Here is a 15072-nt window from a genome sequence, read left to right on the forward strand (position 1 = left end):
GCCAAACGGCCCGGCGCGTTCTGTCGATTGCCCGTCCATCCCCGTCGAATACGCCGTCAACGCGATTGCAGTCTGAATCGCGTGCATGCGCGTGCCGCCGACGACCCAAGACGCCACATGCACAACATCCCCGCCTCCCCGCAACAAGAAACCGTCACGACATCGACTGTCGAAAACCCGGCCGACAACCCGATCGAGAATGCGCTTGCGCTTCATCGCGCGGGCCGGCTCGATCGCGCCGAGCACGCGTATCGCGCGATTCTGGACGCGCAGCCGTGCGATGCGAGCACGCTCTACATGCTGGGCGTGCTGTACCTGCAGCGCCAGGACATCGAGCGCGCGATCGAACGTTTCGATGCGGCGCTCGCGCTGGAGCCGCATGACGCGGATTGCCTGATCGATCGCGGCATCGCGGCCCTCGCGCGCGGTGACGATGAAGGCGCGGAGCGATTCTTCAGCCAGGCCGTCGAGCACGCGCCGCAGCATGCGCTGGCGCACAGCAATCTCGGCAAGGTGCGACGGCGCATGGGCAAGCGTGAAGAGGCGCTGGCCAGTTTCCAGCAGGCCGTTGAACTGGAGCGCGATCTCTTCGAAGCGGCGCTCGGCCGTGCTGACCTGCTCGAAGAGCTTTCGCGTCCGCATGAGGCGGTTGCCGCCTATCAGTACGCGGAGCAATTGGCGCCGCAGGACACGCGGGTGCTGCGCGGCCTGGGCGTGACGTTGAACGCGGTGCGCCGGCATACGGAGGCCGCCGAGGTTTTTCAACGCGCATTGCAGCAGGACCCGCACGACATCCACGCGCTGTTCGGCCTTGCATTCGCAACAGATGCGCAACTGAAATTCGACGATGCGCTTGCGATCTACGCGCGCGCGCTGGAGATCGCGCCAGACTCGCCGACGCTGCACAACAACGTCGCGTTCACGCTGACGTGCCTGTCGCGCTACGACGAAGCCGACGATCATCTGCGACGTGCAATCGAACTCAGCCCTGATCTATCCAATGCCTACAAGCTGCTCGGCATGTCGGAATTGCGGCGCGGGAATTTCCGCCACGGCTGGACGTATTACGAGCATCGCAAGACCACGCCGAGCGGCCTGCTCGGCTACCCAAAGCTCGGCATGCCCGAATGGCAGGGCGAGCCGGTCGGCGGCAAGCGCTTTTTGCTCGCGCGCGAGCAGGGCGCCGGCGATCAGTTGCAGTTCATCCGCTATGCCGATGTGCTGCGCGATCTCGGCGCCACCGTCGACGTGTGGACCAGCAACGAACTGGCGCCCATCTTTTCCCGCATGCCCGGTGTGAACCGCGTGCTGACGAACCAGCCCGACGGCGGCTACGACTACTCCTGCCGCATGATGAGCGTGCCCGCATGGCTTTGCGACGATGCGATCCCGAACGCAGTGCCATATCTGTCGGCGGATGCGGCGCAGGTCGCTGGCTGGCGCGAGCGGCTCGCGCAGGCCGCGGGCGAGTGCAAGAAGATCGGGCTCGTGTGGGCGGGCAATCCGCAGCACTATCTCGACGTGTATCGCTCGGCGCCTCTTTCGGCGCTCGAACCGCTCGCGTCGGTGCGCGGCCTCGCATGGTTCGCATTGCAGAAGGGCGCGGCGGAGGCGCAACTCGACGGGCTCGCGCATCGCTGGCCGATCTGCGCGCTCGGTCAGCTGCTGAACGACTTCGACGCGACGGCGGCCGTCATCGAGTGTCTGGATATCGTGATTACCGTCGATACGTCCGTTGCGCATCTGGCGGGCGCGCTCGGCAAGCCCGTGTGGGTGATGCTGCCGAAGCAGGCCGACTGGCGCTGGATGATGTCGGGCGAGGACAACCCGTGGTATCCGACTGCGCGTCTTTTCAGGCAGCAGGTGCTCGGCGAATGGACGCCTGTGATCGATGCGTTGCGTAGCGCGCTCGAAGCGCTTTGAGTGCTTGAGGCGCTTCGAGCCGCGCTAGCGTTCTTCCCTCACGCGGGTGACGCAACAGACACACCCTCGCCGTGATTCAGCGCGGCGCGCGCGCACAGTTCGTCGGTGACGAGTCCCGATAGCCAGCCGCCCTTGAGCGCGGCAATCACCGCACCGCGTTTCCGCTCGCCGCCCGCGAAGCCGATTACGGGACGCTTCGGCGGCGAATCGAGCCGCAAGCTCGTCACGCGGCGGCCCGTCGGCGATTCGACGCGCGCGCCGTCGGCATCGATCGGCAGGCCGAGCAGTTCGGCGACGGCGCCCAGCGACACCAGTTCCTCCACCTCATCCGACGTGATGAAGCCGTCCTCATGCAGCGGACAATGCAAGCCGATGTTGCCGATGCCGACGAACGCCACATCGGCCTCGCCCGACAGCGACTCGACGATCCGGTACAGACGGTGATTGCACCACTGCGCGCGTTCCGCTTCGCTGTCTGCGATCAGCGGCGCGGGCAGCAGGAAGTGCTTGCCGCCCGTCTTCTCGGAGATGTGCAGCGCGACGTCGTAGCGGTTCGACGAGCCGTCCTGCGCAATTGCGCCGACCATCGACACGAGCCGATGCTGCGGCCGCTCCAGTTGCGCGACCTGATCGACGACGGCCTTCAGCGTACGCCCGCTGCTCACGGCGACGACCATCGGCCGTTCTTCGCCGAGATAACGCTCCATCACCTGCGCGCCCGCGACGGCGAGCTTGCGGTCGATCTCTTCGGGGTTGTCGTTGTCGACGGGCACGACTTCGCACATCGACAGCCCGTAGCGCTTCGACAACTGAGCAGCGAGCGACAGACAGTCCGCGAGCTGATGATCGACGCGCACGCGGATCAGGTTCTTCTCGACGGCGAACGCGACCAGCCGCTGCGCGACGGGCCGCGACACCTGCAGTTTTTCGGCGATCTCGTTCTGCGTATTGCCGGCAACGTAGTAGAGCCAGGCGGCGCGCGTCGCGAGATCGAGCTTTTCAGTGGACTTGGGCACGATGGGTTCGCTCAGGAATGCGCCGAAGCGCGTAACACCAGGCAGCCCGTATCGGACGTTCTGGTGTGCTGCATGCCGTACGCATTCGTCGTAGTGCGCATCACGGGCTCACACTACTACGCTGCGTTCGCATCGCGCGCGGGCGCGAACATCGGCTTCACATGCCGATACAGCGCGCGATAGCTGGCGAGCCGCTCGCGCAGCACGGCATGACGCCGCGCGTTCGGCGTGAATTCGATTTCGACGGGCGGTTTGGTCAGCACCGTCGACGGATCGCCGCCCGCCGCGAGCCAGCCCAGACGCGCCGCGCCGAGCGCCGCGCCCGTTTCGCCGCCGCCGTGCTTGCGCGTCGCCGTGTTCAGCGAATCCGCGAGCAGTTGCGCCCAGTAGTTGCTGCGCGCGCCGCCGCCGAGGAGCGAGAGCGCGCTTACTTCGGTGCCCGCCGCGCGCAACGCGTCGAGGCCGTCCGTCAGCGCGAGCGTCACGCCTTCTAGCACCGCATAGCCGAGCAGCGCGCGATCGGTCGCGTGCGTCATGCCGAAGAACACGCCTTGCGAATATGGATCGTTGTGCGGCGTGCGCTCGCCGGACAGATACGGCAGGAAGAGCGGCGCAGTCGCGAGCGCGTCGTCGGGCAGCTGTTCGACTTCGGCGAGCAGCGTCGGCTCGTCGGTGGACGTCAGCTTGCAGACCCAGCGCAAGCAGCTCGCCGCCGACAGCACCACGCTCATCTGATGCCAGCGGTCGGGAATCGCATGGCAGAACGCGTGCACGGCCGACTCCGGATTCGGCCGGAAGCTGTCGCCGATCACGCACAACACGCCCGACGTGCCGAGCGACACGAAGCCGTCTCCCGGCTGCGTCGCGCCGATGCCGATCGCGCTCGTCGCGTTGTCGCCGCCGCCCGCCGCGACCACGATGGGCTCGCGCAAGCCCAGCTCGCGCGCGAGTTCGGGACGCAGCATGCCCGACGGCGCGCTGCCCTCCGCGAGACGCGGCATATGCGAGCGGTTCAGATCGCAGGCCGCGAGCAGCGTATCGGACCAGTCGCGCTGCGCGACGTCGAGCCATAGCGTGCCCGCTGCATCGGATGGATCGGAGACCTTGTCGCCCGTCAGTTGAAGGCGCAAATAGTCCTTCGGCAGAAGCACGCAGGCCGTCTGCCGAAAGATTTCCGGCTCGTGCCGCGCGACCCACAGAAGCTTCGGCGCGGTGAAACCGGGCATCGCCAGATTGCCAGCGATGCGATGCAGGTCCGGCGCGCGCCGGTACAGCTCATCGCATTCCTCGACGGCGCGCATGTCGTTCCACAGAATCGCGGGACGCAGCACGCGGTCTTCGTCGTCGAGCAGCACTGCGCCATGCATCTGTCCCGACAGCCCGATGCCGCGAATCTGCGCGAACTGTTCCGGGTAACGGTCGCGTAACGCGAAGAGCGCGCTGCGCGTGCCTTGCCACCAGTCGGACGGGTTCTGCTCCGACCAGCGCTGATGCGGACGCGAAACGGTGAACGGAGAACCTGCCGTGCCGATCACGCGTCCGTCGGACGCGAGCAGCAGAACTTTCACTTCGGACGTGCCGAGGTCGATGCCGAGATACATGGGCGCGAAACCTTCGTCGGTAGGAGATGCGCTACTTTAGCCGCATGCCGCTGGCGATGCCATGCGCAATAGACCTGACGCATGGCAGTCGTCGAATGCGGCGATCAATGGGAGCGGCCGCGCGTGGAAGCTGCGTGGATGCATTCACACGCGCGGCGGTGCTGTTGTGTGTCGAGCAAGGCGATGTCGACGGCTTCAGCCGGTTTCAGTCGGCCGGGTTCATTCAGTCAACTCAGTCGGCCGAGTTCAGTCAGCCGAGTTTGGCCAACTTCACGCACCGCGCTTCGCGAGCCACGCATCGACGCGTTCGAGCGCCGGGCGCACCACTTTCTCGAGCGAAGCCGTGCCCGCCATGCTGCCCCAGAGCAGACGGTCCGCGCAGTAAGCCTGCACCGGATCGGGTGCCTTGAAGAAGCCGCGCGCAATGCCTTCGTCCATCACGCCGTCCTGATACGCGTACGGCAACTGGCCGCGCTGCCACCTGTCGAGAAAGCGGAAGAAGAGCGCGGGCAGCATCGCGGTCGCATTCGGCTCGACCTTGCGCTCGAAGCACTCGGACAGCGTCGGCGCGATGAAGCCGGGAATCTTTGAGAAGCCATCGGCGGCGACGCGTTGATTAGTGTCCTGGATATAAGGATTGCCAAAGCGTTCGAGCACGACATCGCGGTACTTCGCGAGATCGAGCGGACTCGGCGTGAGGCAGGGGATCACGTCCTGCGTCACGTAGTCATGGGCGAACTGGCGAATTTCCGGATCGTGCGTGCCTTCGTGGATATACGAGAGGCCCACCAGCGTGCCCGCCCACGCGATGCAACTGTGCGTCGCGTTCAGAATGCGGATCTTTGCCTCTTCATACGGCAGCACCGAATCGACCAGCTCCGCGCCGACCCGGTCCCACGCCGGCCGCCCGGCGACGAAGTGATCCTCGATCACCCACTGGATGAACGATTCGCCCATCACGGGGCACGCGTCGTCGATGCCTGTCGCCGTCTTCACGCGCTCGCGCACGTCGGGTGTCGGGCGCGGCGTGATCCGGTCGACCATCGAGTTCGGGCATGCCGTGTTCGCATCGAACCATTGACGCAGCGCGCTCGCGCCGCGCCGCTCCAGAAACTCGGTCATGCCCGCGCGGAAGCGTTCGCCATTGCTGCGCAGGTTGTCGCAGGTCTGCAGCGTGACGGGGCCGGCGTTGCGCTGCATGCGCGCTTCGAGAATCGCGGCGAGCGCGCCGTAGATCGTGGTGCGCGCGCCGTTCAGATCGGCGGACAGATCGGGATTCGCCGTATCGAGCTTGTCGTGTTCGTCGAGGTAGTAGCCGCCTTCCGTCACGGTGAACGCGATGATCTTGCACGCGGGGTCGGCGCCCGCTTCGACGAGCCCATCGAGATTCGCCGACCACGGCACCACGCGTTTGATCGAGCGGATCGTTTCATAGTCGCGCTTGCCTTGCGGCGTGACGGTTTCGAGCGTGTAGACGCCGTTTTGCGCGGCCAGCGCATCGGCGACGGCATTCATGTCGCTGCGGATGTTGCCGACGGTGAGCGACCACTGCGTATCGCCGGGCTGACTCGCTTCGTTGAGCCGGTGCAGGTACCACGCCTGATGTGCGCGATGGAACGATCCCGCGCCGATGTGCAGGATCACCTGCGTGCTTGCGCCGCTGTCCTGGCCGCTGTTCATGTGTGTCTCCTGTATCGACCCGAATTGGCGCGTCGGCGGGAGCTGGCGCTTGGCGCTGACTCCCGTTTTATGCGTTGCTCGGGTCACATGCTAGTGAAGTCTTATGCGCACGGTCTTTCGCGTGCGTTGTTACTTGGGATAAGTCTAGAAGCTGTCTCGGCGACATGAGCCGACGACTCGAAAACGAAGAGCATTTGCTCTCAACGTGAACTAATGATCGTATTCGGCCGATCGAAAGTCAAGGCGAAGGGCGGCGCTTTTTCACGGCGGATCGTTGCGCAGCGCGGCGGGACGAGTTTTTCAACGGCTCATGCGCTGCCCGCGAGGTGCTTGCCAAAGGTCGATCGGCTAGCTGTTGCATTGCATCAAATTTGACAGCCGGAAGGCCAGGACTAACCCGAATGCAAAAAAGTATCAATCGACGGTCTCATTTCTAGTGGCCTCGATTGCGCTCGGGGTCTAACTTTCGCTACACAAAAGCAATGAACCCGATGGCGCTCGCAAGACGTGAAACGCAAGGTGCCGGACGAAGGAACAGGAGGAGGACCGACGTGCAACCCGATCTCGAACTGGTGAGCGTACGCCGCGACGAGTCGTTCAAGGTGTGGTATCACGGCTTTCCGTACCGCACCGTGCGCTGGCATTTCCATCCGGAATTCGAAATCCATCTGATCGTCGCGACGACGGGCAAGATGTTCGTCGGCGATTACATCGGCAGCTTCGCGCCGGGCAATCTCGTGCTGATGGGGCCGAACCTGCCGCACAACTGGGTCAGCGAAGTGCCCGAGGGCGTGACGATCGCGCAGCGCAATCTCGTCGTGCAGTTCGGCCAGGACTTCGTCGCGCATTGCACCGAGAGCTTTCCTGAATGGCGCACGCTCGAAGCGCTGCTCGCCGATTCGCGGCGCGGCGTGTCGTTCGGCGCGCAGACGAGCGCCGCCATCCAGCCGCTTTTCATGGAACTGCTCGAAGCGCGCGGCCTGCGCCGCATCGTGCTTTTCCTGTCGATGATGGAAATCCTGCTGAACGCGAGCGACCGCGAACTGCTCGCGAGTCCCGCGTATCAGAGCGACCCGACCAGCTATGCATCGACACGCATCAACCATGTGCTCTCGTATATCGGCAAGAACCTCGCGTCGGAGTTGCGCGAATCCGATCTCGCGCAGCTCGCGGGGCAGAGCGTGAGCGCCTTCTCGCGATATTTCCGCCGCCATACGGGCCTGCCGTTCGTGCAGTACGTGAACCGCATGCGCATCAATCTCGCGTGTCAGTTGCTGATGGATGACGAGCTGAGCGTGACCGACATCTGCTATAAGGTCGGCTTCAACAATCTGTCGAACTTCAACCGGCAGTTCCTCACGGCGAAAGGCATGGCGCCGTCGAAGTTCCGCCGCTTCCAGCAACTGAACGACGCGAGCCGCGCCGCTTCGGAAGCAGCAGCGGCGCTCGGCAAGGGCATCGCGAACGCGCCTTCGATCGTACCCGCCGTGCAGGCGCGAACCCATGCGCACGCTCAGCCACGCGCCGCGCCCACGGCGTATCCGCCTCCGGGCTCGCCTCTGACGACGACCTGACGCACTTCCCCGATACCAGTGTTTCACCTGCTCATCGCGCGCCCGAACCGCGCGAGGGACGCACTCATCCTCATAAACGGAGACAACCATGACGCACACCACTTCGAACCTTTCGCATCCTTCGCGCACGTTGCGCCTGCGCGCCGCGCTGACCTTCGCCGCCGTGATGCTCGGCGCGCCGCTTCTTGCACCGGCGACTGCCAACGCCGCGCCGCTGAAAATCGGCATGACGTTCCAGGAACTGAACAACCCGTACTTCGTGACGATGCAAAAGGCGCTGAACGATGCGGCCGCATCGATCGGCGCGACGGTCGTCGTTACCGATGCGCATCATGACGTGAGCAAGCAGGTGAGCGACGTCGAAGACATGCTGCAGAAGAAGATCGACATCCTGCTCGTCAATCCGACCGATTCGACGGGCATCCAGTCGGCGGTGACGTCGGCGAAGAAGGCGGGCGCCGTGGTCGTCGCCGTCGATGCGAACGCGAACGGTCCCGTCGATTCGTTCGTCGGCTCGAAGAATTTCGACGCGGGGCAGATGTCGTGCGAGTACCTCGCGAAAGCGATCGGCGGCAGCGGTGAAGTGGCGATTCTCGACGGCATTCCCGTCGTGCCGATTCTCGAACGCGTGCGCGGCTGCAAGGCGGCGCTCGCGAAGTTTCCGAACGTGAAGCTCGTCGATACGCAGAACGGCAAGCAGGAGCGCGCGACGGCGCTGTCCGTCACCGAGAACATGATCCAGGCGCATCCGAACCTGAAGGGCATCTTCAGCGTGAACGACGGCGGCTCGATGGGCGCGTTGTCCGCGATCGAATCGTCGGGCAAGGACATCAAGCTGACGAGCGTCGACGGCGCGCCCGAAGCGATCACCGCGATCCAGAAGCCGAACTCGAAGTTCATCGAAACGTCCGCGCAATTCCCCCGCGACCAGATCCGTCTCGCGATCGGCGTGGCGCTTGCGAAGAAGTGGGGCGCCAATGTACCTAAGGCGATTCCCGTCGACGTGAAGCTTGTCGACAAGGACAACGCGAAGGGCTTCAGCTGGTAAGCGATGTGTTGCGGCAGCAGTGACGCGCGCAACGCGCTGCGTCACTGCATGAAACGCAAAGGAAACACGATGGACACGGTCCTCAAACTCGACAACATCACGAAGAGCTTTCCGGGCGTGAAGGCGTTGCAGCGCATTCATCTCGAGATCGCGCGCGGCGAGATTCACGCGCTGCTCGGCGAGAACGGCGCGGGCAAGTCGACGCTGATGAAGATCCTGTGCGGCATCTATCAGCCCGACGACGGTACGATCGTGATCGACGGCGAAGCGCGGCACTTCGCGAACTATCACGATGCCGTTGCGGCGGGCGTCGGCATCGTGTTTCAGGAGTTCAGCCTGATTCCGTATCTGAACGCCGTCGAGAACATGTTCCTCGGACGCGAGCTGCGCAATCGCTTCGGCATGCTCGATCGGTCGCAGATGCGGCGCGCGGCGGCGGAGATCTTCGCGCGGCTCGGCGTTGCGATCGATCTGTCCGTGCCGATTCGCGAGCTCTCTGTCGCGCAGCAGCAGTTCGTCGAAATCGGCAAGGCGCTGTCGCTGAATGCGCGCATCCTGATTCTCGACGAGCCGACGGCGACGCTGACGCCCGCCGAAGCCGAGCATCTGTTCACGATCATGCGCGACCTGAAGCGGCACGGCGTCGCGATGATTTTCATCTCGCACCACCTCGAAGAGATTTTCGAAGTGTGCGACCGCATCACCGTGTTGCGCGACGGCCAGTATGTCGGCATGACGGATGTGGCGAAGACGGATGTCGGCCGGCTCGTCGAGATGATGGTCGGGCGCAAGATCGAAAGCAGCTTTCCGCCGAAACCCGCGTTGCCCGCCGATGCGAAGGTCGTGCTCGAAGTGAACGCATTGCAGTTGCACAAGGACGGCCCCGTGAATCGCTTCACGCTGCGCGAAGGCGAAATACTCGGCTTTGCGGGACTCGTCGGCTCGGGACGCACGGAGACGGCGCTCGCCGTCATCGGCGCGGACGCGGCGCACGTGAAGGACATTCGCATTAACGGCGCGCCGGCGAATCTGTCCGATCCCGCCGACGCATTGAAGTCCGGCATCGGCATCCTGCCTGAAAGCCGCAAGACAGAAGGGCTGATCACGTCGTTCTCGATCAAGCAGAACATCTCGATCAACAACCTCGGCAAGTACCGCGCCGCGCGCTTCTTCATCGACCACGGCAGCGAAGCGCGCGCAACCGCGGACATCATGAAGCGCGTCGGCGTGAAGGCGCCGACGATGAACACCGAAGTCGCGACGCTGTCGGGTGGCAATCAGCAGAAAGTGGTGATCGCGCGCTGGCTCAATCACCACACGAACATCCTGATCTTCGACGAGCCGACGCGCGGCATCGACGTCGGCGCGAAAGCGGAAATCTATCTGCTGATGCGCGAGCTCACTGCGCGCGGCTACTCGATCATCATGATCTCGTCGGAACTGCCGGAGATCGTCGGCATGTGCGATCGCGTCGCCGTGTTCCGGCAAGGGCGCATCGAAGCGATGCTCGAAGGCGACCAGATCGAATCGAATGCCGTGATGACTTATGCAACCGCTGGTGCAACAGCCGGCACTCGTGGAGCAACACAGCATGAACACGCCTGACACTTCCCCCAAGACCTCGACCGTCGCGTCCAATACGCCGGGCGCGCCCGGTCCTGGTGTAACGGCGCGCCTGAACTGGGCGAGCATCAAACGCTCGACGCTGTTCTATCCGTTCATCGGCTTGCTCGTCGTGTGCATCGTGATGGTGTTCGCGAGCGACAGCTTCCTGTCGGCGGCGAATCTCGAGAACGTGCTGCGCCAGGTGTCGATCAACGCGATCATCGCCGTCGGCATGACGGCTGTGATTTTGACGGGCGGCATCGACCTGTCCGTGGGCTCGGTCATGGCGCTCTCGGGCACGCTCGCGGCGGGCCTGATGGTCGCGGGGCTCAACGGCGTCGCGGCGATCGCGATCGGCATTGCCGTCGGGCTCGGCTTCGGCTTCGCGAACGGCTTCTTCGTCGCGTTCGCGGGCATGCCGCCCATCATCGTCACGCTCGCGACGATGGGCATCGCGCGCGGCCTCGCGCTGATCTACACGGGCGGTTATCCGATCGACGGCTTGCCCGACTGGGTGAGTTTCTTCGGCAGCGGCAAGGTGTTCGGCATTCAGGCGCCCGTGCTCATCATGCTCGTCGTCTATGCGATCGCGTGGTTGTTGCTCGAACGCATGCCGTTTGGCCGCTATGTGTATGCGATCGGCGGCAACGAGCAGGCGACGCGTCTTTCCGGCGTGCGCGTCGCGCGCGTGAAGCTGATCGTCTACACGCTCGCTGGCTTGACGTCGTCGTTCGCGGCCATCGTGCTTACGTCGCGCTTGATGAGTGGCCAGCCGAATGCGGGCGTCGGCTTCGAACTCGATGCGATCGCGGCCGTGGTGATGGGCGGCACGTCGATATCGGGCGGACGCGGCTCGATCATCGGCACGCTGATCGGCGCGCTGCTGCTCGGCGTGCTGAACAACGGACTCAACATGGTCGGCGTGAATCCGTACGTGCAGAACGTGATCAAGGGCGGAATCATTCTGCTCGCGATCTACATCAGCCGCGACCGCAAGAAGTGAATTCTTTCCCCACTGTTCTCCATTCTTCGCAGGGCAATGCAATGACCACTCAGGACACCACCAAAAGCATGACGGCGATCGTGTGCCACGCGCCGAAGGACTATCGCGTCGAACGCGTGACGAAACCGCAGGTGCGCGCGCACGAACTCGTGATTCGCATCGCGGCGTGCGGCATTTGCGCGAGCGACTGCAAATGCCATTCGGGCGCGAAGATGTTCTGGGGCGGCCCGAGCCCGTGGGTCAAGGCGCCCGTGATACCCGGCCATGAGTTCTTCGGCTACGTGGAAGAACTCGGCGAAGGCGCAGCAGAACACTTCGGCGTGAAGAAGGGCGACCGCGTGATCGCCGAGCAGATCGTGCCGTGCGGCAAATGCCGCTACTGCAAGTCCGGCCAGTACTGGATGTGCGAGGTGCACAACATCTTCGGCTTTCAGCGCGAAGTCGCGGACGGCGGCATGGCCGAATACATGCGCATTCCGCCGACGGCCATCGTCCACAAGATTCCCGATGGCATTTCGCTCGAAGATGCTGCGATCATCGAGCCGCTCGCGTGCGCGATCCACACCGTCAATCGCGGCGACATTCAGCTGGACGATGTGGTCGTGATCGCGGGCGCGGGTCCGCTCGGTCTGATGATGACGCAAGTCGCGCACCTGAAAACGCCGAAGAAGCTCGTCGTGATCGACCTCGTCGACGAGCGTCTCGAACTCGCGCGCGAATACGGCGCGGACGTAACGATCAATCCGAAGAAAGACGATGCGCTCGCCATCGTCCAGTCGTTGACGGAGAACTACGGCTGCGACGTCTACATCGAAACGACGGGCGTGCCTGCGGGCGTGAATCAGGGCATGGACCTCATTCGAAAACTCGGGCGTTTTGTCGAGTTTTCCGTGTTCGGCGCCGAGACTACAATGGACTGGTCGATCATCGGCGACCGCAAGGAACTCGATGTGCGCGGCGCGCATCTCGGGCCGTACTGCTATCCGATTGCGATCGACCTGCTGGCGCGTGGGCTTGTCACCTCGAAAGGCATCGTCACGCATGACTTCTCTCTTGAAGAGTGGGATGAAGCGATCAAGGTCGCGAACTCGCTCGATTCGATCAAGGTGCTGATGAAGCCGGCCCGATAGTCCCGTGCCTGATCCGTCATTCCGAAGGAAAACAGACAGTGCGCGTCGCAAGGACGCGCACACGGAGACACTATGAATTACGTCATCGGCGTCGATATCGGCACGCAGAGCACGAAGGCTGTGCTCGTCGACGAGAACGGCGCAATCGTCGCGCAGCATTCGAGCAGCTATCACCCGGATACGCCGAAGCCGTTGTGGGCCGAGCAGTGGCCGACGGTGTGGATGAAGGCCGTCGTCGAATGCATTGCGCGCTGTGTCGCGAAAGCGCGCGAGGCGGGCGTTGCGTCGAACGCGATCAAGGCCGTGTGCGTGAGCAGCCTGTATGGCGGCTCCGGTATTCCCGTCGATAGCGAAATGAAGCCGCTGTATCCGTGCCTGATCTGGATGGACCGGCGCGCGACGGCTCAGGTCGAGTGGGTGCGCAACAACGTCGATGTCGACCGGCTCTATGCGATCACGGGCAATGGCGTCGACAGCTATTACGGCTATACGAAGATGCTGTGGCTGCGCGAGAACGAGCCGAACGTATGGGCCAATACGCGCTTCTTCCTGCCGCCGAATGCGTACGTGATCTATCTGCTGACGGGCGAAGTGGCCGTCGATCACAGTTCGGCGGGCAACATCGGCGGCGTGTACGACATCGCGAAACGCGACTGGTCCGATGAAGCGCTCGACATGCTCGGCATTCCTGCGACGATGATGCCCGAGCATCTGGTCGAATCGTCGGACGTGGTGGGCGGTCTGCTGTCGCAGTGGACGGAGCAGCTCGGAGTCGAAGCGGGCACGGCGATTGTCGCGGGCGGCGTCGATGCGGCAATGGCGACCTACGCGGCGGGCGTCACGCGCGCGGGCCAGCATGTCGCGATGATCGGCACGAGCATGTGCTGGGGCTATATCAATCAGAGCGTCGATGCGCGGCACGGTCTCGTCAGCATGCCGCATGTGTTCAACGGCCAGCACGACATCTATGTGTTCGGCGGCGCGATTACGGCGGGCGCATCGGTGACGTGGTATCGCGAGCAGTTCTGTCACGCGGAAATCGAAGCGGCGAGAGCGATACCGGACGGCGACCCGCATCGGTTGCTCGAAGAAGACGCGGCACACATACCAGCGGGCTCGGATGGTGTGATGTTCCTGCCGTATCTGATGGGCGAGCGCAGTCCTGTGTGGGACGCGAAGGCGAGCGGCGCGTTCGTCGGCCTGAGCCTTTATCACACGCGTGCGCATCTGTACCGCGCGGTGCTCGAAGGCGTCTCGTTCGCGTTGCAACACAACATCGTCGCGGGGCGCAAGGGCGCGAAGTCGCTTGACGACAAGCTGATCGTCGTCGGCGGCGCGACGCATTCGGACCTGTGGATGTCGATCATCGCGGACGTCACCGGCTTTCCCGTCTACACGATCGAGCAGGAGGTGGAAGCGCCGATGGGCGCGGCGCTGCTGGCCGCGTACGGCGTGAAGCTGATCTCGCAGGAAACGGCGCGCGGCGGCTGGGTCAGGCTCGTCGAGCGCGTTAAGCCCGATCCTGCGCGTCAGGCCCTCTACGCGGAGCGCTTTTCCATCTACACGGATTTGTACCCGGCACTGAAGCCCGTCATGCATCGGCTGCAAGCGAAATGAACGCGACCTTCGATTTTTCCGGACGCTCGTATCTCGTGACGGGCGCATCGAGCGGCATCGGCCGCGTGACCGTCGAGCTACTGTGCGCGAGCGGCGGACAAGTCGTCGCGGCGGCGCGCAACGTCAACGAGCTTGCGCGGCTCGCGGAGGAGACGGGCTGCGAGCCCCTGGTGTTGGATGTTGGCGATGAAGCGGCTATTGATGACGCGCTCGGGTCGCTTGATGTCGTCTTCGACGGTCTTGTGAATTGTGCCGGCACGACGGTGCTCGAACGCGCGATCGATACGACGGCGGCGAGCTTCGACAGGGTGATGAACGTGAATGCACGCGGCGCCGCGCTGGTGGCGCGACATGTGGCGCGCGCGATGATCGATGCGAAGCGTGCGGGCAGCATCGTCAATGTGTCGAGCCAGGCGTCACTCGTCGGGCTCGACGATCATTTGAGCTATTGCGCGTCGAAGGCGGCAATGGATGCGATCACACGTGTGCTGTGCGTCGAGCTTGGACCGCATGGCATACGCGTGAACAGCGTGAATCCGACGGTGACGTTGACGCCGATGGCCGTGAAGGCGTGGAGCGAACCGGCGAAACGCGATCCCGCATTGCAGGCGATTCCTTTGAAGCGGTTCGCTGAGCCGCGGGAGGTCGCAGAGCCGATCCTGTTTTTGCTGAGCGATGCGGCTTCGATGATCAGCGGAGTGACGTTGCCGATTGATGGGGGTTATACGGCGAGGTAGGTTCGCTGGGTGGTTATTTGCCTCTCTTCGATGTGGGTTCGTTTCCGATCGTCATCCTCGCCATTCAGGTTATGGGCTCGAAATCAGGTGGCAGCGACAGGCATTCTTGTGGCTATGACGCGCGATTGGCATGCCGTT

General features: G+C 63.8%; 11 protein-coding genes. 8 read left to right on the top strand and 3 right to left on the bottom strand.

The window, feature by feature from the left end; all coding sequences use genetic code 11:
* Positions 1-117: 117 nt before the first annotated feature.
* Positions 118-1923 carry a tetratricopeptide repeat protein gene (locus GCT13_RS04455; RefSeq protein ID WP_227746718.1) on the top strand — a complete coding sequence of 602 codons (1806 nt, stop codon included), beginning with the start codon at positions 118-120 and terminating at the stop codon, positions 1921-1923.
* Positions 1924-1961: 38 nt separating this feature from the next.
* Here the strand turns inward: GCT13_RS04455 and GCT13_RS04460 are convergent, their stop codons facing one another.
* From GCT13_RS04460 to dalD, 3 genes are all read right to left on the bottom strand, one after another.
* Positions 1962-2939 (bottom strand): sugar-binding transcriptional regulator, encoded by a 978-nt coding sequence (locus GCT13_RS04460; RefSeq protein WP_321574183.1) that lies wholly within the window; start codon positions 2937-2939, stop codon positions 1962-1964.
* A gap of 116 nt (positions 2940-3055) precedes the next feature.
* Positions 3056-4540, bottom strand: coding sequence for a xylulokinase (gene xylB / locus GCT13_RS04465; protein ID WP_152755539.1), 1485 nt, complete (start codon positions 4538-4540; stop codon positions 3056-3058).
* 270 nt (positions 4541-4810) lie between these two features.
* On the bottom strand, positions 4811-6220 hold the full coding sequence (gene dalD, locus GCT13_RS04470) for a D-arabinitol 4-dehydrogenase (RefSeq protein ID WP_152755540.1): 1410 nt from the start codon (positions 6218-6220) through the stop codon (positions 4811-4813).
* A gap of 551 nt (positions 6221-6771) precedes the next feature.
* Here dalD and GCT13_RS04475 point away from each other — a divergent pair.
* From GCT13_RS04475 to GCT13_RS04505, 7 genes are all read left to right on the top strand, one after another.
* The gene (locus GCT13_RS04475; protein WP_321574184.1) at positions 6772-7794 is read left to right on the top strand and encodes an AraC family transcriptional regulator; all 1023 of its coding nucleotides are present in this window, start codon (positions 6772-6774) and stop codon (positions 7792-7794) included.
* An 88-nt stretch (positions 7795-7882) separates the two neighbouring features.
* Positions 7883-8842 carry an ABC transporter substrate-binding protein gene (locus GCT13_RS04480; protein ID WP_152755542.1) on the top strand — a complete coding sequence of 320 codons (960 nt, stop codon included), beginning with the start codon at positions 7883-7885 and terminating at the stop codon, positions 8840-8842.
* 69 nt (positions 8843-8911) lie between these two features.
* A complete protein-coding gene (locus tag GCT13_RS04485) occupies positions 8912-10447 on the top strand; it encodes a sugar ABC transporter ATP-binding protein (protein ID WP_152755543.1) in 1536 nt (511 codons plus the stop codon).
* Positions 10434-11450: an ABC transporter permease gene (locus GCT13_RS04490; RefSeq protein ID WP_152755544.1), complete on the top strand. Its 1017-nt coding sequence runs from the start codon at positions 10434-10436 to the stop codon at positions 11448-11450. Before GCT13_RS04485 ends, GCT13_RS04490 begins: the two co-directional genes overlap by 14 nt.
* Positions 11451-11491: 41 nt before the next feature.
* Positions 11492-12580 (top strand): alcohol dehydrogenase catalytic domain-containing protein, encoded by a 1089-nt coding sequence (locus GCT13_RS04495; RefSeq protein ID WP_152755545.1) that lies wholly within the window; start codon positions 11492-11494, stop codon positions 12578-12580.
* A gap of 72 nt (positions 12581-12652) precedes the next feature.
* Positions 12653-14197 carry an FGGY-family carbohydrate kinase gene (locus GCT13_RS04500; RefSeq protein WP_152755546.1) on the top strand — a complete coding sequence of 515 codons (1545 nt, stop codon included), beginning with the start codon at positions 12653-12655 and terminating at the stop codon, positions 14195-14197.
* Positions 14194-14934 carry an SDR family oxidoreductase gene (locus GCT13_RS04505; RefSeq protein ID WP_152755547.1) on the top strand — a complete coding sequence of 247 codons (741 nt, stop codon included), beginning with the start codon at positions 14194-14196 and terminating at the stop codon, positions 14932-14934. Before GCT13_RS04500 ends, GCT13_RS04505 begins: the two co-directional genes overlap by 4 nt.
* The last annotated feature ends 138 nt before the right edge of the window (positions 14935-15072 follow it).

It is taken from the genome of Paraburkholderia franconis (assembly GCF_009362735.1).
In the GTDB taxonomy this organism is placed as follows: domain Bacteria; phylum Pseudomonadota; class Gammaproteobacteria; order Burkholderiales; family Burkholderiaceae; genus Paraburkholderia; species Paraburkholderia franconis.